Origin of the sequence: Melghirimyces thermohalophilus (assembly GCF_900102685.1) — a bacterium.
Classification (GTDB): domain Bacteria; phylum Bacillota; class Bacilli; order Thermoactinomycetales; family DSM-45169; genus Melghirimyces; species Melghirimyces thermohalophilus.
In genome coordinates this window covers 159,842-183,697 of sequence record NZ_FMZA01000004.1, presented here as the reverse complement: position 1 = coordinate 183,697, position 23,856 = coordinate 159,842, and the positions used below count along the sequence as shown (strand labels likewise).

The window sequence follows — 23,856 nt, the reverse complement described above, 5'->3', positions numbered from 1 at the left end:
TCCTTCTATCTTCGCTTGTCGGTGCTCCATGCCATATGTTAAGATCGAAACAACATCGGGAAGACAGCAATCGTTGCGGTTTTCTCTTCAGAAGGTAACTAAAATGAGGATTCCTCACGTTCGTGTGAACTAGAGGAGCGGGTGATCATCAGTACCTGTCGCGAGGGGGCGGCAACCGGGGACCGGCAGGGAAAGGGGGACTCGCCGAAGTTTTCCATCCCGCCGCGGGGTGGAAAGCTGGGACCGGGCCGAACAGGACCGGGACTGTCACAAATCCTTGTCTGGATTTGTGGAGCACTACGTGTCACAGGGGGCGACGAGGCTGTTCATTGCCGTCAGTCAAGGCGACAGCTGGACCTTCCTGCTGTCGCCTTAGCTGTTTCGGCGGTCGAAAACCATTTAAAACAAGGAGAGGAGTTCTCAAACCGACATGGGACTTGTGGTTCAAAAATTTGGCGGAACATCCGTCGGAAGCGTGGAAAAGATCAAAAAAGTGGCGGAACGGATTGCCCGTACCCGGGCGGAAGGGCATTCGGTGGTGGTGACTGTTTCCGCCATGGGCAAAAGTACCGATGAGTTGGTGGCCCTGGCGGAAGAAATCAGCGATCGTCCGGCACAAAGAGAGATGGATGTTCTGCTGACCACTGGGGAACAGGTGAGCATCGCGCTCTTGTCGATGGCACTGATGGAGAAAGGTGCGAAAGCCCATCCCATGACGGGCTGGCAGGCCGGTATCAAGACCGATCCCATCCACGGCAAGGCGCGAATTGAACATATCGACACCGCCAACCTTCGCAAGTCTCTCGATCGTGGAGAAGTGGTGGTAGTAGCGGGATTCCAGGGCGTTTCTCCCGATGGGGAGATCACCACACTGGGCCGAGGAGGATCCGATACGACAGCAGTGGCTCTGGCGGCGGCACTTGAGGCCGATCGTTGCGAGATCTATACCGATGTCACCGGGGTGTTTACGGCGGATCCCCGAATGGCTCCTAAGGCAGGGAAACTGTCGGAAATCAGTTATGAAGAGATGCTGGAACTGGCCAACTTGGGCGCCGGTGTGTTGCACCCCCGTTCCGTCGAGTGTGCCATGACCCACGGGGTGCCGCTGGTGGTCCGGTCTAGCTTTGTAGAAGAGGAAGGAACCTGGGTGAAGGAGGCGGAAGGGATGGAAGAAGAACTTAATGTGCGCGGAGTGGCCCACGATCTGGAAGTGGCCCGGATGAAAGTGGTGGGACTACCCAACCGCACGGAATCGCTCACCTTGCTGTTTAACAAATTGGCCGATGCCAGCATTAACGTGGACATGATCGTTACCAGCGAACACGACGACGAGCGGATCGATGTCGCCTTCAGCGTTCATGAAAATGAATGGGAGCAAGCGAGCCAAGTGATCCAAGATCACCAGGAAGAGCTGGATTACCTCAGGGTGTTGTCGGAGACCGGGCTGGCCAAAGTTTCGGTCGTGGGCGCCGGCATGGTTACCAACCCCGGTGTGGCGGCCAAGACCTTTACCTCGCTCTCTGAGGCGGGGATTCGCATTAAGATGGTCTCCACCTCCGAGATCAAGATCTCCTGTGTGATCGCCAAAGAAGAGGCAGTCAAGGCGGTTCAGGAACTGCATACCGTTTTCGGACTGGATGTGGAAGAACTGGCGACCGTCGGTTCCTGATCCCTTTTGCAAAATAGGACACCTTTTTGGGCACCGGTGACCACCCGGTGCTTTTTTGATGAGCGATAGCTCCTGGGACCAAGAGTCGTCCGGCGTAATCCCCTTGTGAGAAAAATCGGATGGCAGCTGTTTCTTGCTGTAATTTTCGAATGATTTCTGAAGATAGAATAAAAGAAAAATTGGGTGATTACAGCAGGATTTTTTTCGAGGGAACCGAATATAAATTATTGGGCATAGGTAAGTCGTCCGTACGATCGGGATCTTATTCCATCGTCTTCTCGGACAGCTTGCCATGGCTATTGGAGCCGCTCATTTCACTCAAGGGGGTTTTGACATGTCCAGACATCTGACCAGATGGATCTCGCTTCTGACCATCGTCAGCATGGCCTTTTTGGCGGCCTGCGGCGGAGGAAGTGAAGCCGGTGGAGGCGGGATGGCCGAGGAACAGGTATTAAACGTGGGACGGATTAAGAGCGAACCACCCAGCCTGGATCCTCTCAAAGCAACTGATAATCAATCCGGTCTGGTCCTGCGTCACGTGATGGAAGGCCTCACCCGGATGGGGGAGGATGGCGAGCCGAAGCCGGCGATGGCGGAGGAGTGGGAAGTGAATGAAGATGCGACCAAGGTCACCTTCCACATCCGGGAAAACGCCAAATGGACCAACGGCGATCCGGTGACGGCGGAGGATTTTGAATACGCTTGGAAGCGGGTGCTCAATCCTGATAACGGCGCCGACTACGCCTACCAACTCTTCTACCTGAAAAATGGGGAGAAGTTTTATAACGGCGATGCCAAAGCGGAAGATGTCGGGGTGAAAGCCGTCGACGACAAGACGTTGGAAGTGGAACTGGAACAGCCGACACCCTATTTCGTCAGTCTCACTTCTTTTTACACCCTGATGCCGGTTAACAAGAGTGTGGCGGAGAAGAATGAGGACTGGGCTGCCGAGGCCAAAACCTACGTCGGTAACGGTCCCTTCACCCTGGACACCTGGAAGCATGACCAGGAGATCGTCTTGAAGAAGAACGAAGATTATTGGAACGCTGACAAGGTGAAATTGGCCCAGATCAACCTGCCCTTCATCGGGGACGCGACCACCGGTTATCAACAGTATCAAGCCGGCAAGGTCGATGAGGGGGATACCACGATCATCCCAGCGGATATGACCAAAAAGCTGCTCGATGAAGGAGAGGCGAAGAAGACCAAGGAGCCGGCGATCTACTTCTATATGTTTAACGTGGAGGAGGAACCCTTCACCAACCAGAAGATCCGTAAGGCCTTCGCTATGGCCATCGATCGCACCTCCATCGTGGAAAATGTGACCGAAGGCGGCCAGCAGCCGGCCAGCGGGTTTGTACCCTGGGGGATCCCGGATCATGACCAGGATAAAGAGTGGGTGGATACCCGGGATGATTATCTCGCTCCTAAGGCCAAGCCGGAAGAGGCCAAGAAACTGTTGGAGGAAGGCATGAAAGAGGAAGGCTGGGATAAACTGCCTTCCGTCACCATCGATTACAACACCGACGAAGGGCACAAAAAGATCGCTGAAGCGATCCAGCAGATGTGGAAGAAAAACCTCGATGTCAATGTGAAGCTGCAAAACTCCGAGTGGAAGGTGTACTTGGAGAAAACCAAGTCCGGCGATTTCCAGATCGGCCGTCTCGGCTGGCTGCCTGATTATCTGGATCCGATGACCTTCATGGACATGTGGGTGACCGGGGGTGGGAACAACGACACCAATTACAGCAATGAGAAGTACGACGAACTGATCAAAAAGGCGAAATCAACTGCCGATCAGAAAGAGCGGATGGAAGCGATGCACGAGGCGGAGGATCTCCTGATGGAAGAGATGCCGATTGCGCCGATCTACTTCTACACCAAGGTGTATCTCAGTAAAGATTATGTCAAAGGCGTCAAGTATCTGCCCGATGCCAGCATCGACTACACCGAAGCCTATGTGACGGAGAAGTAAGGTGGGGAAGCGTGGCGGGTCACCCCTTCCGGGGTGGCTTTGCCATGCGTTTTTCAACCGCCGGAGGAGGTGTTGCAGGTGGCACGTTATATCGGACAGCGATTGATCCTGTTATTGGTGACGTTGTGGTTGATCTCCACCGTAACCTTTGTCTTGATGCATTCCATCCCTGGGGATCCCTTCAGTTCGGAAAAAAAGTTGCCGGAGCAGACGTTGCGGGCTCTGGAGGCCAAGTACAATCTGGACAAGCCGCTGCCGCAACAGTATGTGTTGTATATGAAAAATCTGGCTACGGGGGATTTGGGGATTTCCATCAAAACCCCCAGTCGCAGCGTCAATGAGATCTTATCCGCCGGCTTTCCCGTATCGGCCCGCCTGGGGCTGCAGGCGATTGTGATCGCCTCCTTTGCCGGTGTGATCATGGGGATGATCGCGGCGATCCGGCAAAACCGTCCGACAGATTATATCCTGATGGTGGTGGCCGTGCTGGGGTTGTCCGTCCCCAATTTTGTACTAGGCCCGCTCATGCAGAAATACTTGGGGCTGGAGTGGGAGATCTTCCCGATTGCCTCCTGGGGGGACGGCTTTGGAAGCGAGTTTCAATATACCGTGCTTCCCTCTATCGCTCTTTCCTTCCTTCCGCTGGCTTTGGTTACCCGGTTGATGCGCTCCAGCATGCTGGATGTATTGGGGCAAGATTATATCCGGACCGCCCGCGCCAAAGGACTGCCCCCATTGAAGGTTTTTTCCCGTCATACGCTGCGAAACGCCATCATTCCCGTGGTGACGATCCTGGGCCCGATCACCATCAACATTTTGACGGGGAGCTTCGTCATCGAGAAAATCTTCTCCATCCCGGGAATCGGCAAATATTTTGTGGATAGCATCAGCAACCGGGATTATTCGGTGATTATGGGAGTCACGATCTTTTATTCCGCTCTCTTGGTCATGATGAACTTTGTGGTTGACCTCCTCTACGGTCTGATCGATCCCCGCATCAAGTTGGGCGCAAAGGAGGGGAACTAGATGGCGATTCCTGCGGAAAAATTTCAGCGGGCGGAACGGAAGCTGACCGAGGCGGAAGCGATTCGTCGGCCTAGTCTCACCTTTTGGCAGGATGTCTGGATTCGTCTTCGCAAAAATTGGCTGGGAATGGGCGGTCTGGTCGTCATCCTGCTGTTGGCGTTTATGGCCATCGCCGGTCCCTGGATGACGGAATACACCTATTATCAGCAGGATCTAGGGGATGGGCGCAATTTGGGGCCTTCGAGTGAACATTGGTTTGGGACAGATGACCTGGGCCGGGATATGTTTGTACGAACCTGGTACGGAGCGAGAGTCTCCCTCACCATCGGGGTGGTTGCCGCTCTGATCGACCTGGTGATCGGTGTGTTGTACGGGGGGATTTCCGGATATAAGGGTGGGCGCACGGATGAAATCATGATGCGGATCGTCGATGTCCTGTGGGGCCTGCCCTATCTGCTGGTGGTGATTCTGCTCTTGGTGGTGTTGGGCCCCGGGCTCGATACGATCATCATCGCGTTGACTGTGACCGGGTGGCTCAACATGGCCCGTCTGGTCCGCGGACAGGTGTTGCAGCTGAAAAACCAGGAGTATGTGATGGCTGCTCGCACCTTGGGGGCGGATACCAAGCGGCTGATGAAGAAGCATCTGATTCCCAACACGATGGGACCGATTCTGGTGTTGCTCACCTATACTGTTCCCAATGCCATCTTTGCTGAGGCTTTCCTCAGTTTCCTCGGACTCGGGGTGCAAGCGCCGGTAGCCAGTTGGGGGACGATGATCGACGATGCCCTGACGGTGATTTTGACCGACGAGTGGTGGCGCCTGTTTTTCCCCACCTTATTCCTCAGCTTGACGTTGCTGGCTTTCAACGCTTTTGGGGACGGGCTTCGGGATGTGCTGGATCCGAAAATGCGAAAGTGAGGTGGGGATGACATGACTAACCAGACGATATTGCAAATCGAGGGACTCCATGTCTCGTTTCAAACCTATAATGGAGAAGTAAAAGCGGTGCGGGGCGTCGATCTCCACCTGGATAAGGGAGAAACCTTGGCCATCGTGGGGGAGTCGGGGAGCGGTAAAAGCGTCACCGCTCAGTCTATTGTCCGACTGATTCCCTCCCCTCCAGGGGTGATCAAGTCGGGCACGATTCGATTTGGGGAGCGGGATCTGACCCAGGTTCCGGATCAGGAGATGTACAAAATTCGCGGTTCTGAGATCGGGATGATCTTCCAGGATCCGATGACCTCCCTCAATCCGACGATGACTGTAGGGCGGCAAATCACAGAGGGGTTGCAGTGGCACCATGATTTTGGCAAAGGGGAAGCCCTCCAAAAAGCGGTGGAGATGTTGCGGTTGGTAGGGATTCCCAACCCGGAGAGACGGATCCACCAGTATCCCCACCAATACAGCGGGGGAATGCGGCAGCGGGCGATGATCGCCATTGCCCTCGCCTGTAACCCGAAAATCTTGATCGCAGACGAACCGACCACCGCCCTCGATGTCACCATTCAGGCTCAAATCTTGGACCTGATGAAGGAACTGCAGCAAAAGATGGAGACGGCCATCATTCTGATCACTCACGATCTGGGCGTGGTGGCGGAAATGGCCCAGCGGGTGGCCGTCATGTACGGAGGAAAAGTGGTGGAAACCGGCCGCGTCGATGATATCTTCCATCGCTCCCGCCATCCCTACACCTGGGGACTGATGGATTCCATGCCGCGGCTGGATCAGAAGCGGGAGGACGATCTGATCCCGATCCCCGGCTCCCCGCCGGATCTGCTCGATCCCCCACGGGGCTGTCCCTTTGCTGATCGGTGCCCCCATGCCATGTACATCTGCCACGAAGAGATGCCGGCGTGGACCGAGGTGTCTGATTCTCACCAGGTCTCCTGTTGGCTGGAACACCCGGACGCCCCAGCGGCAGACCGAGATGAGCCCGCCGCCCGGGTCAACATTCGGTAAGGTCTTGACAATTGCGAACAATCATCTTATGACCCCAATTCCATAACGATGATCGACTTCTTCTTATCCAGAGCGGTGGAGGGACGGGCCCGATGAAACCGCGGCAACCACCCATTTCGGGAAAGGTGCCAACTCCTGCGGGGCTGCCCCCTGAAGATGAGAAGAGCGTTGCTGATCACCGCGTACACACCACCCTCTTCCACTGGGAGAGGGTGGTTTTACTTCAAGCACAGGAAGGGGCATACCAATGGTAAGTGTTGCCTCTCAACCCGTATATGAAACCGTGGGTTCCATCACTGTTATCGTCTGATTCATCGTATTTAAGTGAACCCTCGCGCCAATCGGAATCGCCGCTTTATATCTCCCATGTGCCGTGGCAAGATTGGTCATGAGTGGTTTTCCGAGCGGGACGATCAATTCGTTGATTAAATCTTCATATGACTGACCATAAGCTATCGGACATTCCGTACACTGACCCATAATAATGCCGATACAATCGTGGAATTTACCAGCCAACTTCAGCTGATTCATATACCTGTATACGGTATTGATCGGTTCATGCGTCTCTTCTAGGAGTAAAATTTTTCCTCGTGTATCGATTTCAAAAGGAGTTCCCAACGTATCGACGAACGAAGTCAAGTTTCCCCCGACAACTGGACCGATCACATTGCCGGGAACTTTGCTTACCAGTGGAATGCCCGGTGGATTTTGTATTTGTCTTGGTGAAGTGAAAGTCGAAGTGGCTGTGAAGAATTGGTTGAAATTGTATATCGGTGTCTCCAACTGAAAGTCGATGAGCATTAAACTGTCGAACGTGATCAAATTGACATATTGCGTTAACACATTTTGCAATACGGTAATGTCGCTGTATCCTGTTACAATTTTCGGATGGCGACGAATCACTTCAAAGTCCAAGTAGGGCAGGATCCCGGCGACTCCCACCCCGCCTCTTGTCGGCAGGATCAATTTCACATCCTCGTTTTCAAACATGCGCATCAGATCAGCAGCACGTTCCACGTCCGTCCCGGCGAGAAACCCGTTTTGATCGTACACATGCTCACCGAGCACAACATTGAACCCCATATTTCGGACCGTGTTTAAACGCTCATTAATGATATTCGCAGGGAGCGGACTACCTAATGTGACGACCCCAATCGTATCACCCATCTGTAAAGCCGGTGGTCTTATAGCCATGACGTTATCCCCTTTTCAAAAAAGGCATTTTGCCTATCTCTATGCAAAAAAAGGGGGAAGGGGACCCCATCATTGATCATGAACGAAATCTACTGCATGGTGTCAGCTTTTGCCCACGCCCGTAGGGTGATCCGGAGCAACAGTGTCACTCTTCAAGAATGGCATAGTGAGACCGGAACGATGTGAACAGGCGAGACTTGTGCCCTATGGTATGGGTGCAACGGACGTAGGGCAACATGACCTCTCCAGACAGTGTAGATAAGTAAAGGGTATTCTGACGGACCACCCCACTAGATAAGGTCTTGACAATTGTGAACAATCGTCTTATGATAAAGCCAATTCCATAACGATGATCGACTTCTTCTTATCCAGAGCGGTGGAGGGACTGGCCCGATGAAACCGCGGCAACCACCCATTTTGGGAAAGGTGCCAACTCCTGCGGGGCTGCCCCGGAAGATGAGAAGAGCGTTGGTGACAACCGTGTATTCGCCACCCTCTTCCTCCGGGAGAGGGTGTTTTTATTTCTCAAGTACAGGAAGGGGATACAAATGCCGGTAACTGCCCGGATCTTCGAGCGCAAAACCGTATCGGTGGGTTCGATCCGACTGGAAGGTGGAGAGGTACTCCCGGAAGTAAATGTAGCATTGGAATCCGCTGGGCAGGCACCGGAATCCGATGGGAGCAATGTGGTCGTGGTTTGCCACGCGCTGACCGGTGATGCCCATGCGGTAGGGGACGAAGCCTCTCCCGGTTGGTGGGACGGATTGATCGGTCCTGATCGTTTTATCGATACGGATCAGTACCATGTGATCACCATGAACGTTCCGGGCGGATGCGACGGCTCAACCGGCCCCTCCTCTGTGAATCCGAAAACGGGGAAGCCTTACGGTTCCTCCTTTCCCTTCGTCAGCATCCGAGATATGGTCCGGGTTCAGAAACGGTGTTTGGAGGTATTGGGAATTGAACGGGCGGAAATGGTGATCGGGGGTTCCATGGGCGGGATGATGGTGTTGGAATGGGGCGTGATGTACCCCGCCTTCGCCAGAAAACTGGTCCCGATCGCCACCGCTTTTTCTCTGACACCGACAGCGATCGCCTACAACGATATCGGGAGGCAGGCGATCTTGTCCGACCCCGGATACAAAAACGGAGACTATTATCCGGGGCCGGGTCCGGTGAAGGGATTGGCTGTAGCCCGCATGTTGGCCATGGTCACTTACCGCACGCCGCAGCTCTTTGAGAAGCGATTCAGCCGTGGGCTGCAGGTGGAGGGGGATGTGGCCCAGATGAACTCTCTATTTCAGGTGGAAAGTTATCTGCGCCACCAAGGCAATAAGTTGGTAAAGCGTTTCGATGCCAACAGTTATCTGCACCTGTTGAAGGCGATGGATACTCACGACCTGGCACGGGATCGGGAAGAGATGCCTCTGTCTCGGATCACGGCGGAGGTGCTGGTGATCGGAATCCAGGAGGACCAGTTGTTTCCCATCGAGCAGCAGCGGGAACTCTATAAGCAGTTGAAAGGATTGGACAAAAATTGTGACCTCTTGGAGATATCCTCAGAGTATGGTCATGATGCATTTCTAGTCGATTTTCGTGAAATGGGACCCCGTATCAAAAACTTCTTAACAGGGACGCGTTCCCGCAGTACAGTGGGCTGAGTTAAAAGTCCCAGGATCGGTTTGGTTAAAACCGGTCCGTTTTTTTATGCTCGTTGCTTTTATTTACCAGAATTGCCGCAACCCCTAACTTGACGGTCTGTCGAAATTGAGAGTACAATTATCATGTCATCGGGATGAAACTTTTCTTTCCCGGAAGCGAAACCTTTTAGATGAGGCCTCTCAGCCGTTGCCTTTTTGGGGGAGAAGGTTTCCACGTTTTAAATCAGGGGTAAATGGAGGGCAGATGATGAGCAAGCACCGTAGTTTTTTCAACAGACGGTTGCACTCCCTGCTGGGTGTGATCCCAGTCGGCTTTTTTTTGGTTGAGCATCTGATCACAAACTATGAAGCAACCAAAGGTGTAAACGCTTTTGTCGAGCAGGTGGAATGGATTTGGGGCATTCCTTTCCTGCCGGTACTGGAGATCTTCTTTATCTTTTTACCTCTCCTGTATCACGGCGTTTATGGACTGTATATCGCCTTTACGGGGAGCAACAACCTGAAAAACTTCAGTACTTTTCGCAACGTCATGTTTATGCTTCAGCGCGTAACCGGTGTCATCACTTTGATTTTTGTAACGATGCACGTATGGGAGACCCGGTTAAAGGTGGCACTGTACGACTATAGTGCCCATGAGTTAGCGGGGATGACCGCGCAGCTTCTCTCCGATCCAGTCACCCAGGTATGGTACGCGATCGGGATTCTGGCCGCTGTATTCCACTTCTCCAACGGGATGTGGTCCTTCCTCGTATCCTGGGGAATCACCGTGGGTCCCCGGGCTCAGCGGGTTTCCTCTTATGTTTGGGCAGTTGTATTCGTACTGGTCAGCTATGTTGGACTCCGCGCGCTGTTTGCGTTCGGTGATCTTGCCAATCAGTTGGCTCAGCGGTAGAAAGGGGCTTTGCCAAAATGAAGAAGGAAAAAGTGATCATCGTCGGTGGCGGCCTCGCCGGTCTGATGGCTGCGACCAAGGTGGCCGAAGCGGGGGCCGACATCGACCTTTTCTCAGTGGTACCCGTTCGTCGTTCCCACTCTGTCTGTGCACAGGGAGGCATCAACGGTGCGGTAAATACCAAAGGGGAAGGGGATTCTCCTTGGGAACACTTTGACGATACTGTATACGGCGGGGACTTTCTGGCCAACCAGCCGCCGGTCAAAGCGATGTGTGAAGCGGCACCCGGGATCATCTATCTGTTTGACCGGATGGGTGTTCCCTTTAACCGTACGCCAGAAGGCCTCTTGGACTTCCGACGTTTCGGGGGGACCAAACACCACCGTACCGCCTTTGCCGGTGCCACCACCGGTCAGCAACTTCTTTACGCCCTGGATGAGCAGGTTCGTCGCTATGAAGTGGCGGGGAACGTCACCAAGTATGAACATTGGGAGTTCCTGTCGATCATTCAGGACGATGAAGGGCGTTGCCGCGGCATTGTAGCCCAGGATCGGCGCAGCATGGAAATTAAGTCGTTCCCGGCGGATGCGGTGATCCTGGCTACCGGCGGACCGGGGATTATCTTCGGTAAATCGACCAACTCCCTGATCAACACCGGAACAGCGGCCAGCGCCGTTTACCAGCAGGGTGCTTACTACGCCAACGGCGAGTTTATCCAGGTGCACCCCACTGCTATTCCAGGGGATGACAAACTGCGGCTGATGTCGGAATCCGCCCGCGGGGAAGGGGGTCGCGTCTGGACCTATAAAGACGGGAAACCCTGGTATTTCCTTGAGGAAATGTATCCCGAATACGGAAACCTGGTTCCCCGGGATATCGCCACCCGGGCGATCTTTAAGGTTTGTGTCGATATGAAACTGGGAATCAACGGGGAAAACATGGTTTACCTCGACCTGTCCCACAAAGATCCGAAAGAGCTGGATGTTAAGCTGGGCGGCATTATCGAGATCTATGAGAAGTTTATGGGTGAAGATCCTCGCAAGGTACCGATGAAGATCTTCCCGGCGGTCCACTATTCCATGGGTGGTCTCTGGGTGGACTACAATGGCATGACCAACATTCCGGGTCTGTTTGCCGCCGGTGAGGTGGAGTATCAATACCACGGCGCGAACCGTCTGGGTGCCAACTCCCTGCTTTCCTGTATCTACGACGGCATGGTGACCGGCCCCAGTGCCCTCGAGTATATTCGAGGTCTGGACAAATCCTATGAGGATCTGCCCTCCAGTCTGTTTGAAGCCCAGGGCAAGAAGGAGCAGGAGAAATACGACAATATCCTGCGCATGGATGGGGACGAAAACCCCTACCAGCTGCATAAGGAGCTGGGTGAATGGATGACCGATAATGTGACGGTGGTCCGTTACAACAAAAGATTGAAGGAGACGGACGATAAGATTCAGGAGCTGATGGAGCGGTACAAGCGGATTAACATCGCCGACTCCAGCACCTATAACAACCAGGCCGCCTCCTTCACCCGGCAACTGTGGAACATGCTGGAACTGGCCCGGGTGATCACCATCGGTGCCTACAATCGGAACGAAAGCCGCGGGGCCCACTATAAGCCGGACTTCCCGGACCGTAACGACGAAGATTGGTTGTATACAACCAAAGCCAAGTATACGGAAAACGGACCGGCCTTTGAATATGAAGAAGTGGACACCTCCCTCATCAAACCGCGTCCGCGTCGGTATGACGTGGCCAAGCAAGCTGACAGCAAGGGGGCGGAGAATAAATGAGTGAACAAACGAAGACGGCGGAGGAAAAACGTACCGTCCGCTTCATCATTACCCGCCAGGATTCACCGGATAGCCAGCCCTATGAGGAAGAGTTTGAGCTGGAGTATCGCCCCAATATGACGGTGAACTCCTCCTTGATGGAGATCCAGCGCAATCCAGTGAATGCCAAAGGGGAACGGGTCAATCCGATCAGCTGGGAGGCCAACTGTCTGGAGGAGGTTTGCGGTGCCTGCTCCATGGTGATTAACGGTACCCCCCGTCAGGCCTGCTCCGCACTGGTGGATAACCTGGAGCAGCCGATTCGGGTACAGCCGATGGACACCTTCCCGGTGATCCGGGACATGGTGGTAGATCGGAGTCGGATGTTCGATGCGCTGAAACGGGTGAAAGCCTGGATACCCATCGACGGGACACATGACCTGGGCCCCGGACCGCGGATGCCTGAAGTGGACCGGCAATGGCGCTATGAGTTGTCCAAGTGCATGACCTGCGGTGTCTGTCTGCAGGCTTGCCCCAATGTCAACTCCCGCTCCGACTTCATCGGTCCCTTTGCCATAGGTCAAGTGGATCTGTTTAACGCCCATCCCACCGGGGCGATGAACAAACATGAGCGGACTGACGCCCTGTTGGAAGACGGCGGCCTGCAGGAATGCGGTAACTCCCAGAACTGTGTCCAAGCTTGTCCCAAAGGGATTCCGCTGACCACGGCCATCGCCCGTATGAACCGGGAAGGAACCAAGCATATGTTCCGCAAATGGCTCTCCCGGTAAACGCATCACACAGAAAAACTCCCCTGTTCACAGGGGAGTTTTTTTATGGGCCCGTTAAGTGCGAGAGGAGGAAAGTACTTGTGCCTGTGAAAAGGAAGGTAGGTCGGTGGGCGCCTGTCCATCCGGACACACCTGCTGAGAAGCATTGCGAGAATGAGCATGGCATTTACCCAAAGCCGCTCCCACTGCTGTCCTGTAGAGAAGATGGGTTGATCCGTTCATATGATTCTGCTACGGGCAGGGGTAAAGCCGGGGTGAATTTGAAGGTGGTTGTTGCCTCTTGCCCCCTTGTTAATTCTCCGCGAGACAGGAGAGTAAGTCCCTCTTTCGGCAAACGCCCCCTCGTATCGGACCTGCCATTCATCATAAAACATCTAGTGGGCGGGCGTCTGATCATGGGGGATCACCTTTCGATGAGCGCTGGCCACCGATTGCGGGAAGTTAAAGGATTAGAAGCGAAACGCCCGAAACTGACCGACAGTTAAGAAGGGTTGTGGTATATAAACAACCCGGCGGAGCGGTTTTCTGCCGGGTTTTTAATGGATCGATCGGTTGGTTTTAAGAGGAGAAAACACCTTTCAAGGAGTTTAGCAAATCGGAGAGCCAGCTGATCAGCTTGTCGAAAAATCCTTGGGCCTCCTCGGAATTGACCACATCCTTCAATTTGTCCAGCTGGTTGGCCAGATTGTCCCAGTCGATGTTTAGTTCGGAGAACTTCACCATCAGGTTGGTGATGTTCTCGATATCCTGGTTGTTTAAGTTGATATTCATGTCGCCGGCCACGTTGACAATGATATCCTTCACTTCTTCAGGGGACTGGGGTTGCTGTTTGGCGATTTCTTCTTTTACCCGATTCATAAAATCGGCCGCTTTTTGGTTATCTCCGATGTTTTGTCCCAGTTCGGAGGTACGGACCATCTCTTCGTTGGCCACCTGTTTCTGTTCTTCATTGATGTTTTTACCGGCAGCTGATTCAAAGGCTTTCAGAATTCCGGTCAGGCCGGCAGTCCCCGAAACTTTCATCGGAGCGGTGACATATACTTCGGCATCCTTGACGCCGGCGGTGGTTAGGGCATTGGCATACATTTGTTCCGTGATGGAGGTGATGTTGTTGGTCTGCACCTGGATGCCGGATCCTTCCTCGGTCAAGGTGATTTTGGCGGAGGAAAGGGCCCGGCTGCCGATTGTGGCTTTATCCAGGTATTGCCCCAGGTATTTATGTTCCTCCTCGTTAGTCACTTGAATCTGCTTCACATTAGAGTCGGCATTCATCTCCTGCAGGATCTGTTCCTTCTGCTGCGGAGTCAAATCCTGTCCCAGCGTCACCACGGTTTCACCGGTCACCGCATCAGCGGAAACGGTGGTTGGAAGAGCAAAAGCGAATAGGAGCAGTCCGATCAATGTCCAAAGTGGCATTCGTTTCTTTATCAAAAAGAAAACCTCCTTTTCAACTTATAAAGACGAGGAAAATGTTAGTGTTGTTTCATGTATAAAGGATTTTATATGTTTTGCCCTGCTGTGGCTGTGTGAGATATTCAAGGTTTTTCCCGTCTTCCCTGAGGGAGCAATTCTCAATACAGCCTTATTTTACATGGAAATCGACAGGGTGTGAATAACAAAAAAAGGCGGTAGCGATCCCGCCTTTCATTGAAAATATTTTTGTTGCCATCAGGCAAAAACTTTTTCTTTGAACTGGGCCAGCCGTTCCAGAGAGTCCATCTCCACATCTTTGTGGAGGCTGTTGCCATGAGCATCCATGGTGACAATGGCGGCGAAATCTTTGACCTGCAGGTGCCACATGGCTTCCGGTACACCAAATTCCATAAAGTGTACGCCTTCCACTCCGGTAATGCAGTTGGCGTAATACTGCGCCGCACCGCCGACCGCGTTCAGGTAGACCGCGCCGGACTCCTTCAAGCCTTCCAGGGTGCGGGCGCCCATGCCGCCTTTTCCGATGACAGCCCGGATGCCAAATTTCTTGATGATATCCGCCTGGTAGGGTTCTTCCCGGATGCTGGTGGTAGGGCCGGCAGCTTTCACTTCCCAGTTACCCTCTCGATCCTTCAGCATCACCGGACCACAGTGGTAGATGACTCCTCCCTCCAGATCGACAGGGGCATCATGATCGATCAAGTATTTGTGCAGAGCATCTCGACCGGTGTGAATCAATCCATCCAAGACAACCACGTCGCCGACACGAAGGTTGCGGATGTCCTCTTCGGAAATAGGTGGAATCAATCGCACTTCCCGGGTGCTGGATTGGGTCTGTGGCTCCTCCGGCTCGGTGACAGTGACCGGTTCAGTGTCGGGTTCATCTTTATAGAGCCAGCGGTTGATTTTCCCCGTCTCCGGGTCGATGGTGACCCCTTGTCGGCGGAAGGCCCAGCAGTTGTAGGCGACGGACACATAAAAGCTGGCCGGAATGCGGTGCATCGAACCGATCTTGCAGCCGAGCAAGGTCGTATTTCCACCGAAGCCCATCGTGCCGATGCTCAGCTTGTTGGCATTTTCCATGATGTACTCTTCCAGGCGAGCGAGGTCGGGGTTGGGGTTGGTATCGGTGGATTTCCGGAACAGCTGTTGTTTGGCCAACTCATAGCCGGTGGTGCGGTCGCCGCCGACGCCGACACCGATAAAGCCAGCGCTGCATCCTTGTCCCTGGGCCTGGTAGACACTGTGCAAGATGCACTTCCGAATGCCGTCCAGGTCGCGGCCGGCCCGTCCCAGACCTTCCAGTTCCGTGGGAAGGCTATACTGGATATTCTTGTTTTCGCATCCGCCGCCCTTCAGGATCAGTCGGACTTCGATCTCGTCCTTTTCCCACTGTTCATAGTGAATGACCGGGACGCCTTCTCCCAGGTTGTCGCCGCTGTTTTCACCGGTGAGGGGATCGACAGCATTGGGGCGGAGTTTTCCGGTTTGGGTGGCTTCCACGATGGCCTCCCGGATGGCGCGGGTTAGCTCGATCTGGTTGATGCCGACAGGCACTTTGATATAAAAAGTGGGCATCCCTGTATCCTGGCAGATCGGAGAGACATTCTCCTCAGCTGTTTCAATATTGTCGGAAATGGTGGACAATGCCAATGCGGCCCGCGTCCCGGAATCTTCTTTTTTCTTTGCCCGTTGAATGGCAGACCGTACATCCGGAGGCAGGTTGGTGGAGGTTTCTGTAATTAATTCCAGCAAGGATTCCTTCAATGATTGCATCACTAGACAAACTCCTTTTTACATTTTCGGATTCCTCTACACTTCTATTATATAATACTGTGGGCGAAGTGCCGAGATGTATAGATAAAGAAAGACCCGGGATCTGTCCCGGGTTTTGGAGTCGTTTTATCCCTTTCGGGCATGGGATTCATGCTGAGCGGTTTTGATGAAACGCTCTTCTGTGTCCACTACGCCGCACACCCCGCACTGAACACGGACATCTTCTCCCCGGTAAGGGATATGGAGGGGGTCGGCTCTGTCCACCTCTTCCATGATTTCCCCTGTCCGAGGATCTTTTTTTACTGGTCGCGCTTTTTGTTCAATCAGGTTAAAGCGCATGCGATTGGTACCGCAGACCGGACACAGGTAAGGGTTCTCCACCGCTAGACACCTCCTCGGGGGGAGTGATCGCGAAGGGAGGAAACACCCTTGTTCAAGGCAATATCGAAACCCAGGAGATCATTCCCCCCACTGATCCCGAATCTCGCTTCTATTTTTCCGTGATTTTCCCTTCTTCATTCCCTGGGTAGGGCGGAAACACGACAAAACCCCCGCATCCAGCGAGGGTTATGTTCTTGCTTCTCGGTCGGATTCCGTGATCTTTTGATACTTTTGGTGCAAAAACTGAAAGTGTTCCCGAATTTGGCTTTTCGTCCAGCCTTTTTCCGTCAACAACAGCAGATGATCCAACCACAACGGGGACCAGGTTAAGCCCATCGCTTCCTGAGTAAAGGCGTGAGCGGCAATCTCCCTGAGCCGGTAAACCCGTTGTCGGAAAACAAGCGGTCCCCACTTTTTTTTCCTCACCTTGGGCAAACGGTAGTCGGTTCGTCCCAGTCGCGTCGACTCCAGATGATGAAACCACTCGTGATACAGATGTAGGGCGATCAGGTCTTCTTCAGCGACGCGGTACCCACATTTGGCAAAAAATTGTTCCAACTGCTCCATGGAGGAACGATACACATCGATTGTGGGCGGTTTTCGATGATACTGTGCGCGAATCCAGCCGTTTCCCTTCGCCCCGTTTTGCTCGATCAGGCGAACCCGTACACCGGATTGAATGATCCGATTGAACAGACGGGTGAGATCCCCATCATCGCTCTCATTTGTCGCCGCCTCCCGCCCAAAAGCGGTCGCCTCTTCTAAATAACGGGGAATAGCGGTGGCTGTGAGTAACGGATACATCTCATCCTGTTCCAATTCTGTCAACGCCAAAACAGCGTGTGGCAGATGGGGCCATAAATTGTCCAGCGGAATCGACGACAGGCGACGGCTTCGAGGTGGGACTGAGGTCATTCTTGAAGTGCGGTCGGTACGGTTCGTGTTCCATCCCCCCTCTTTCAGACAGGAGATATGGTCCCATCATATCTTCCGCTACCCCATGCTATGTGGACGGCGGCTTGACCTATCACAAATCCGTAAGCACGGTTCGTCTCTTTTTTCTGCCCCCGGTATTTCCCAAAGGGCCAATGGAAAAGATGAGAAATGTGGAGAAATATGAAGTGGAGGGAAACCAACTGTGGAAGCAAAACAACCTGTAGCCTTGATTGGATGGAGTTTACCGATGATGGAGGCGGCCGACCGTCTTAATCGTCCTTTTGTGGTCGTGGGACCGCCCAGTTGTGAAAGTTACGCCAGAAGATACGATATTCCCTTCGTAGGCTGGGACTTTGAGAGACTAAACAACGAGATTCCTATGGAACAACGTCTGGAGCACGCCGGTGAACTATACGACCGTTTAAAAGAGTACGGGGTTCGTTTGGCGATTCCGCTGTTTGAAGAGACGGTGGAGTGGGCCGGGGCGCTGAACGGGATGTTCAGAGAGGATCCGCGTCTCTTTTACCATTCGCTTTTGTTCCGTCACAAGGCCAAAATGAAGCGGAGGGCGTTGATCGGGGGCCTCAGCGTGGGCGTATTTGAGGAGGGGAATAATAGAGAGGATGTGCGTCGTTTTCTCCAGCGGATCAATGATGTCCATCTCCAAGCGGATAGAGAAGCACCGATTCATATCAAACCTTTCGACCGGGCCGGAGCAGCGGGCCACCGGTTGATACAGTCGGAGAAGGATATCGAAGAGAAGCTGGATGACAGCAACTTTCCGTGCCTGATGGAAAGCCACCTGGAAGGGGTGGAGGTCTCCTGTGAAGTTTTTATTCACCGGGGGAAGATCAAGTTTTTGAACATCACGGAATATGTGGTCTTCGGCTATTCCATGATGGCTCCTCCTTCGCCTGAAATTGAAAAAAAACGCCCCCAGATTCGTAAGGCCTGTCAACAGTTGATCGACGCCTTTCAATTGGAGTATGGCGTGATCCACCCGGAATTTTTTTTGGCAGATGATGGACGAATTCACTTCGGTGAAGTCGCCTTCCGAGTCCCTGGCGGCCATATCTATGAACTCATCCAAAAAACTTATGGGTTTAATCCCTTCGAAGCCCATCTCTTGTGCTTTGATCCCGATGTGAAGGATGAGGAGTTTAAAAGTCTCTTTCCCGATGAGAGGAAAGCGAACGGTCATGCGGGAAGCTTGCTGGTTTATCCCCGTGTCAAACGGATCCAGGGACTTGATATTCCGAAAGAATTGGAGGAACACCCGGGCTTTGACAGACACAATATGTTCACCCCGGTGGAACGGAAGGTCCCCGACCGGGAAGGTTACGGAAATCACCACGGCACGGTTTTTTTCTACCATCAGGATTGCGAGCAGGTGAGACAGCCGTTACGTGATTTTGTCAAACACGATTTTTACATATAACCAACATGGAGGTAGATGTGCTTTATGGCGATGGAAATGACGGAAAAAAACAGGGCGGATCGGTTTGTACAGGCACTCAACACCTTGGCGGAAGCGCAACCTTTTGCCAAACAGCTATACCAGAATCATTTTTTTCAGGAAGCGGGCCGGCAGATGGATACCTTGGACGGTATGGAGATGTTGTATTCCTATGCGGATCGCTTCGATGAAGCCGGAGTGTTTGAAGGCGGCCCTTGGCAAGATCCATCGAAGCTGCAACCCAATCTGGTTAACGGTTCCCTCAGAGTGGATGGCGTGGAATCGATTGTGGCCGCTTTGAGTGAATTGAGGATGGTGGCCATTGCCCAGGGACGGGTCGAACACGAAAAAGTGTCAGCGGAAGAGGCCAAGGAGTATGTTAACGAGGTGATGGCGCTCAATCTGGACTTTATCTTTCCTGAAGAGGTGGATGATGAAGGGGCCCAACAGGGGAAGGAGACGGAACGGGCGCAGCGCCTGTTTAAGGTGATTGTGGACCAAATGTCGCTCAAAGCCCTGTCCGGCACCTTGATCGAAGAGATAGTACGCTTGTCCGTTCAACGGCCGATCATGGTCGACCGGATCCAGTTGATGGTGGAAAAAGCGGCACAGCTGATGAACTCTAATGTGGATGAAGAGCATCGAAAAGAGATCGAACGCTATTACCGGGCCATCTCCCAGTTGACTCCACTCAGCCAAAAGCATTCCGATTACAAAGATTATCGCCAGGAACTGAAAAATCTGGATGAAGGGGAGTTGAAAAAGGAAGCAGAGGCTTTTGCTGAGTCGATGCGAGAGACAGGGCTCGTCTCTCCGTATCATGTGATTCTGATCCGCTATCTCAACCGCTCGAAGACGGATCTGCTCCCGACGGCCCTCTCCTTGAACGCCAAAGGGAAGGCCAATCTGGAGGAGAATCTTTCCCTGGTTCGAGAGCTGATCAAAGTGGCTATCCACTTGCCGACCCGGCAATCCCTCTATGGCTTTGCCCGCATGCTGGAACGGGGGGTATTGTCCTATCATCCCGTGGTTCCCGGACTGCGTCGGCTAGTCGAGCTGGATATTATCCCTAACGTGCGGCAAACCCTGTTAAACGCTTTTTCTGATACCGATGGGTTGACGGCGAACGATATCATGACCGCCGGTGTGATCAGTGTGTTGGGGCAGCCTTTGGGGGTGGGGCAAGGCTTAAACCCTACTTGTCAAAGTGCGCGGGCCCTGAGCCTGTGGTCGATCCATGCGCCGGGTTATCTTTTGGAGCTGGTCGCCAGAGCGGCCCGGGATGGGGATATCGATATGGATTTTGAAGGGGATACGATCCACTCCAAGGATCTGCCCGGCGGCCTGGCTCCTGAACTGCACAAGGAGCTGGATCCGGTCTCTCTGATCCTGGTCCCTCATCTGGACCGGATCTATGCGGAAATGGTCCGCAGGGTGCAATTCCGGCTGGATGATCCCCATAAATGGGTCAACCCGGCCTTTTACGGCCAGTGGATCCCCAATGGGTTTACCAAGGTATTTGATCATCTCACGGGGAATGTAACCGATTATGCCCCCTTTGTTCGTCTGTTTTACGCCACACACCATCCGGAATATAACGAGGGATACGAGATGACTTATCCCAATCCCGTCGGCATTTGTATTACGACGGTATACGGTAAGATGCTCGGGTTTCATGCCATCTCGATCCAACGGATCGCCAAGGATCCTAAAGGGGAATACCGAGTCTATTTTTACAACCCCAACAACGACAGCTCGCAAAACTGGGGTCAGGGAATCAAGCCGGCTGTACGGGGGCATGGCGAATACGAGGGCGAATCTTCGCTTCCTTTCCACCAGTTCGTCTCGCGGCTGTATGCTTTTCACTACAACCCCTACGAGCAGGGGGATGCATTTGCGGTTGAGGATGAAACGGTGGAACAGATTGAAAAGCTGGCCCGGGAAAGCTGGGGACAGGAATATAATTGGATCGGCAAAAACGCGCTGGGGTGTGGGTACGGTGCGATGTAACTTCCCTACAACAGCTGTTTAAACCAGATATTCATGCACTCCAACCGCCCGGCGATCTGACTGTTTTGCACCATCCGGCCGCCGTAGGTAAACCCGTGTCGGGCGGTGATCAAATTCATGCCGGCAGAGACCGCGCGGGCATAACAGAACAGGGTTTGCACCTTTTTTTGCCGCATCTGCTGCACCTGGTGAGAAAACTGGTGGGAGAGCAACAGTTGGTTTCGATGTTGTGGCAGCGTGGCACAGTCGGTGATTTCCGCGGAGTTGAAAGTAGGCAGGAGATCGGCGGAACAGGCGCTGACAATCCGGCCGCGATATCGGATAATGGAGAAAAAGACCTGTCGGTCCATCATATCGGAAATATATTGCGGATCATTCATCGGGGTGGGGTACGTTTCGAAAATCGTATCATAGAGACGGGCCATTTCCGGGGTATCCGCTTTGACGGCTTTGCTCATCACATATCCTTCGGGAAGAGACAAGCCGTCTATTTTTTTGTGATCGTTTTTCACCAGATTCATGACCCGACGTTGTTGATCATGGGAAACAGGGTGGTTGCGATCCGGGTTGAGAAACAGAGAAAAAATGTAGGCGGTCTCCCCTCGAAAAAACCCGTGGATATAGCCCTCAAACACACAACCGGTACCGATTAAACGAGGAATTTGCTCTCTTTTGACATAAAAAAGAATTTTATCGATATCATCCTGCCGCGCTAAGCGTTGGAGTCGATGAACCATCCCCGGGTTGTGCAGTTGATACACTTTCATGCGACGGCTACGTGGTTCGGTATCGACCGTCTGACCGATCGAAAGTTGGATCCGTTTGGTCATCCGAGTCGTGGTCATGGGTGAAACCCCCTTGGGTCATGATGTGGAACAACCATTCGGTAAGGCAGTTGGAAGGAGGCGGCACAGGTGAAAAAACAAAAAAGAGCCGAGGTTTAAGATGAAACCGATTTGGCCTTTCCCCCGTCTTCCCCCATGCTATGCGCGGATGACCGCTCTTATACCCTCCGACGCTCGACCTTGGGTGATAACGACGCGTTTTTCATCGATTTGTGGACTTCGGCTGAGCCGTTTTTGTCGACAGCGCTCATATCGGATCAACAAACACAGTTCCATCGGATCCCTTAACCAGAAGGAGTTTTTTAAGCGCTGGCTGATCGGCGAGCAGGTCCATCAATCGGTTTATCAGCAGGATGACGGACAACAACATTGCTGATAGGAGTATGACGATTCTCATTCCTCCTTGGCTGACTTCGGGGTTTTATAGTATACAAAGGGATGTTTTCTTAACTGACGTGGTTGGTTTTTTCCTTTATAGGGCAGGGTAACGCCAGGGAGGGTTGTGGACATGTATCTGCACGGCATTCCTTTTATCTATTTGATTGATCAATTTCCTATTCTATCCACAGAGGGGAGGAAGCAGCGAAAAAAGCCCCGGCAAAAAGAGGATGCTCGTCACCTGGTGCAGGAGCTGGGGTTTGAACCGATTCACCTCTTGCGCACGTCCAAGGATTATCCCCTGGTGCACTGTCTGAAGGAGTGTTTGCAATACGGAGATGTCGTCTTGGCCTTTTCCGGGGTTCCCTTTCCTCGGATGCAGCTGAGTCGGCATGAATGGGGACTTCCCCACTTGGACATCCGTGACACAGCCTGGGCGCTGACTACACGGAACGATGCAGAATATTGGTTTCGGCGCCACCTTCCCCACTTACCCCTGTTGGTATGGGAAGAAGGGTATATCGGAGCCCGACGACATCATGTAGGTTCTTCCTGCGCCTTTCACACAAAGCGCCAAGATCAATCTGGTTCCCGGTGATGTCCGGCCCTCGTCGTTTCCGTTGATGTCGATGCGTCACCCTTGTTTAACCCCTGACATAAGATGCAATGTCCCCTTGTTATCGAGCCGGTAAAGCCCCGACCGGGTATCGCCTAATTTTCCGCCAGGACAGCACCCCGAAACGAGCCTGTTCATAGGATAAGTTGACTGGACTGAGTCCCTGACCCTCGTGTTCTGAGAGCCCGAGCAAGGAGGGGTGACGCACTTGACGAGCAACCAAAAAGGTAAGCCTTTACTGACCAACAGGGAACGAGAAGTATTCGAATTGTTGGTTCAGGACAAGACGACCAAGGAAATTGCACAACAACTCTTTATCAGCGAAAAAACCGTCCGCAATCATATTTCGAATGTGATGCAGAAATTAAACGTAAAAGGACGGTCCCAAGCAGTGGTTGAGTTGGTCCGGCTCGGCGAATTGAAAATCTAGTTTCCCCCATGGCCCTACCGCTGGTGTAGGGTTTTTTTACTGGCGGGAAAGGGATGCTTGTCTCTACGGAGTTCATCCGGTACTATGTATTCAAGACTCGGTGTCACCGATTGCCGATTGAAAGCTGCTTTTGAGTAAGACTTTGGTTGGCCGGTGACGATACCTGAAGGAGTAACCGCCATGGATGGAAAATCAGGATTGTCACAGGAACTGGTCTCAGATATTGAACGCCTTGTAAGGGAAATCAGCAATGTTGTGAAAAGGAAGGGCCGGGAGATCTTGAACGAATTTCCCATCACGCCTCCCCAGTTTGCCGCACTCTTGTGGCTGAACCAGGAAGGGGACTTGACTATTGGCGACCTGAGTCAAAAAATGTACCTGGCCTGCAGCACCATGACAGACTTGGTTGATCGGATGGAAAAAAACGGACTGGTGGAACGGGTACGAGATGAACGGGATCGCCGTGTCGTTCGGATTCATCTCCTCGATAAAGGGAAATCGATCATCCGCGATGTGATGGCGGCCCGGCAATCCTATCTTTCCGATGTTCTGGTTCACTTTTCCGAAGCGGAAATCAAGGAAATGTCGAAGTATCTAGAGAGGCTTCACCGTGAAATGAAAAGCTAAACCGTGGGCTTGCGGGATTTGGCCTCGC

At 53.0% G+C, this 23,856-nt stretch carries 20 protein-coding genes and 3 riboswitches; of the genes, 14 read left to right on the top strand and 6 right to left on the bottom strand.

Going from position 1 to position 23,856, the window contains the following annotated elements; translation table 11 throughout:
* Positions 1-122 precede the first annotated feature (122 nt).
* A riboswitch (Lysine riboswitch) is annotated at positions 123-308 on the top strand.
* Positions 309-430: 122 nt separating this feature from the next.
* From BLP91_RS04380 to BLP91_RS04360, 5 genes are all read left to right on the top strand, one after another.
* The gene (locus tag BLP91_RS04380) at positions 431-1,669 is read left to right on the top strand and encodes an aspartate kinase (RefSeq protein WP_091567039.1); all 1,239 of its coding nucleotides are present in this window, start codon (positions 431-433) and stop codon (positions 1,667-1,669) included.
* Positions 1,670-2,003: 334 nt separating this feature from the next.
* Complete coding sequence (locus BLP91_RS04375; RefSeq protein WP_091567037.1) at positions 2,004-3,644, top strand: peptide ABC transporter substrate-binding protein; 1,641 nt, start codon at positions 2,004-2,006, stop codon at positions 3,642-3,644.
* Between the two features lie 78 nt (positions 3,645-3,722).
* A complete protein-coding gene (locus BLP91_RS04370) occupies positions 3,723-4,670 on the top strand; it encodes an ABC transporter permease (RefSeq protein ID WP_091567035.1) in 948 nt (315 codons plus the stop codon).
* Positions 4,671-5,591 carry an ABC transporter permease gene (locus BLP91_RS04365; RefSeq protein WP_091567034.1) on the top strand — a complete coding sequence of 307 codons (921 nt, stop codon included), beginning with the start codon at positions 4,671-4,673 and terminating at the stop codon, positions 5,589-5,591.
* Positions 5,592-5,603: 12 nt separating this feature from the next.
* Entirely contained in the window at positions 5,604-6,632 is a 1,029-nt protein-coding gene (locus BLP91_RS04360) for an ABC transporter ATP-binding protein (protein WP_091567033.1), read from the top strand.
* 60 nt (positions 6,633-6,692) lie between these two features.
* Positions 6,693-6,795, top strand: a riboswitch (SAM riboswitch).
* A gap of 101 nt (positions 6,796-6,896) precedes the next feature.
* On the opposite strand, the gene BLP91_RS04355 is transcribed toward BLP91_RS04360, so the two are convergent.
* On the bottom strand, positions 6,897-7,826 hold the full coding sequence (locus BLP91_RS04355) for a S66 peptidase family protein (RefSeq protein WP_091567031.1): 930 nt from the start codon (positions 7,824-7,826) through the stop codon (positions 6,897-6,899).
* Positions 7,827-8,187: 361 nt separating this feature from the next.
* Positions 8,188-8,289, top strand: a riboswitch (SAM riboswitch).
* Between the two features lie 85 nt (positions 8,290-8,374).
* Between BLP91_RS04355 and metX the strand changes: the two genes are divergently transcribed.
* The 4 genes from metX (at position 8,375) to sdhB (ending at position 12,942) form a co-directional block, all read left to right on the top strand.
* A complete protein-coding gene (gene metX / locus BLP91_RS04350) occupies positions 8,375-9,487 on the top strand; it encodes a homoserine O-acetyltransferase MetX (protein WP_091567091.1) in 1,113 nt (370 codons plus the stop codon).
* Between the two features lie 247 nt (positions 9,488-9,734).
* On the top strand, positions 9,735-10,379 hold the full coding sequence (locus BLP91_RS04345) for a succinate dehydrogenase cytochrome b558 subunit (protein ID WP_091567029.1): 645 nt from the start codon (positions 9,735-9,737) through the stop codon (positions 10,377-10,379).
* A 17-nt stretch (positions 10,380-10,396) separates the two neighbouring features.
* Positions 10,397-12,172, top strand: coding sequence for a succinate dehydrogenase flavoprotein subunit (gene sdhA / locus BLP91_RS04340; protein WP_091567027.1), 1,776 nt, complete (start codon positions 10,397-10,399; stop codon positions 12,170-12,172).
* Entirely contained in the window at positions 12,169-12,942 is a 774-nt protein-coding gene (gene sdhB, locus BLP91_RS04335) for a succinate dehydrogenase iron-sulfur subunit (protein WP_091567025.1), read from the top strand. Before sdhA ends, sdhB begins: the two co-directional genes overlap by 4 nt.
* A 558-nt stretch (positions 12,943-13,500) precedes the next feature.
* Here sdhB and BLP91_RS04325 read toward each other — a convergent pair.
* The 4 genes from BLP91_RS04325 to BLP91_RS04310 all read right to left on the bottom strand — a co-directional run bounded on the left by BLP91_RS04325 (position 13,501) and on the right by BLP91_RS04310 (position 17,334).
* Complete coding sequence (locus BLP91_RS04325) at positions 13,501-14,373, bottom strand: DUF1002 domain-containing protein (protein WP_245662102.1); 873 nt, start codon at positions 14,371-14,373, stop codon at positions 13,501-13,503.
* A gap of 237 nt (positions 14,374-14,610) precedes the next feature.
* Positions 14,611-16,149 (bottom strand): fumarate hydratase, encoded by a 1,539-nt coding sequence (locus BLP91_RS04320; protein WP_091567022.1) that lies wholly within the window; start codon positions 16,147-16,149, stop codon positions 14,611-14,613.
* A 126-nt stretch (positions 16,150-16,275) separates the two neighbouring features.
* A complete protein-coding gene (locus tag BLP91_RS04315) occupies positions 16,276-16,530 on the bottom strand; it encodes a DNA alkylation repair protein (RefSeq protein WP_091567020.1) in 255 nt (84 codons plus the stop codon).
* A 186-nt stretch (positions 16,531-16,716) separates the two neighbouring features.
* The gene (locus tag BLP91_RS04310) at positions 16,717-17,334 is read right to left on the bottom strand and encodes a hypothetical protein (protein ID WP_143003456.1); all 618 of its coding nucleotides are present in this window, start codon (positions 17,332-17,334) and stop codon (positions 16,717-16,719) included.
* Positions 17,335-17,668: 334 nt separating this feature from the next.
* Here BLP91_RS04310 and BLP91_RS04305 point away from each other — a divergent pair, with 334 nt between their 5' ends.
* Together BLP91_RS04305 and BLP91_RS04300 are read left to right on the top strand one after the other, a co-directional pair.
* Complete coding sequence (locus tag BLP91_RS04305; protein ID WP_245662100.1) at positions 17,669-18,904, top strand: ATP-grasp domain-containing protein; 1,236 nt, start codon at positions 17,669-17,671, stop codon at positions 18,902-18,904.
* A gap of 24 nt (positions 18,905-18,928) precedes the next feature.
* On the top strand, positions 18,929-20,932 hold the full coding sequence (locus tag BLP91_RS04300; protein ID WP_091567017.1) for a hypothetical protein: 2,004 nt from the start codon (positions 18,929-18,931) through the stop codon (positions 20,930-20,932).
* A 5-nt stretch (positions 20,933-20,937) separates the two neighbouring features.
* Here the strand turns inward: BLP91_RS04300 and ablB are convergent, their stop codons facing one another.
* Positions 20,938-21,777, bottom strand: coding sequence for a putative beta-lysine N-acetyltransferase (ablB, locus tag BLP91_RS04295; protein WP_091567015.1), 840 nt, complete (start codon positions 21,775-21,777; stop codon positions 20,938-20,940).
* A gap of 508 nt (positions 21,778-22,285) precedes the next feature.
* Between ablB and BLP91_RS04290 the strand changes: the two genes are divergently transcribed.
* The 3 genes from BLP91_RS04290 (at position 22,286) to BLP91_RS04280 (ending at position 23,828) form a co-directional block, all read left to right on the top strand.
* Positions 22,286-22,753: a hypothetical protein gene (locus BLP91_RS04290; protein ID WP_091567013.1), complete on the top strand. Its 468-nt coding sequence runs from the start codon at positions 22,286-22,288 to the stop codon at positions 22,751-22,753.
* Positions 22,754-22,979: 226 nt separating this feature from the next.
* Positions 22,980-23,201: a helix-turn-helix domain-containing protein gene (locus BLP91_RS04285; protein ID WP_040387081.1), complete on the top strand. Its 222-nt coding sequence runs from the start codon at positions 22,980-22,982 to the stop codon at positions 23,199-23,201.
* A gap of 180 nt (positions 23,202-23,381) precedes the next feature.
* Positions 23,382-23,828 (top strand): MarR family winged helix-turn-helix transcriptional regulator, encoded by a 447-nt coding sequence (locus tag BLP91_RS04280; protein ID WP_091567011.1) that lies wholly within the window; start codon positions 23,382-23,384, stop codon positions 23,826-23,828.
* Positions 23,829-23,856 lie beyond the last annotated feature (28 nt).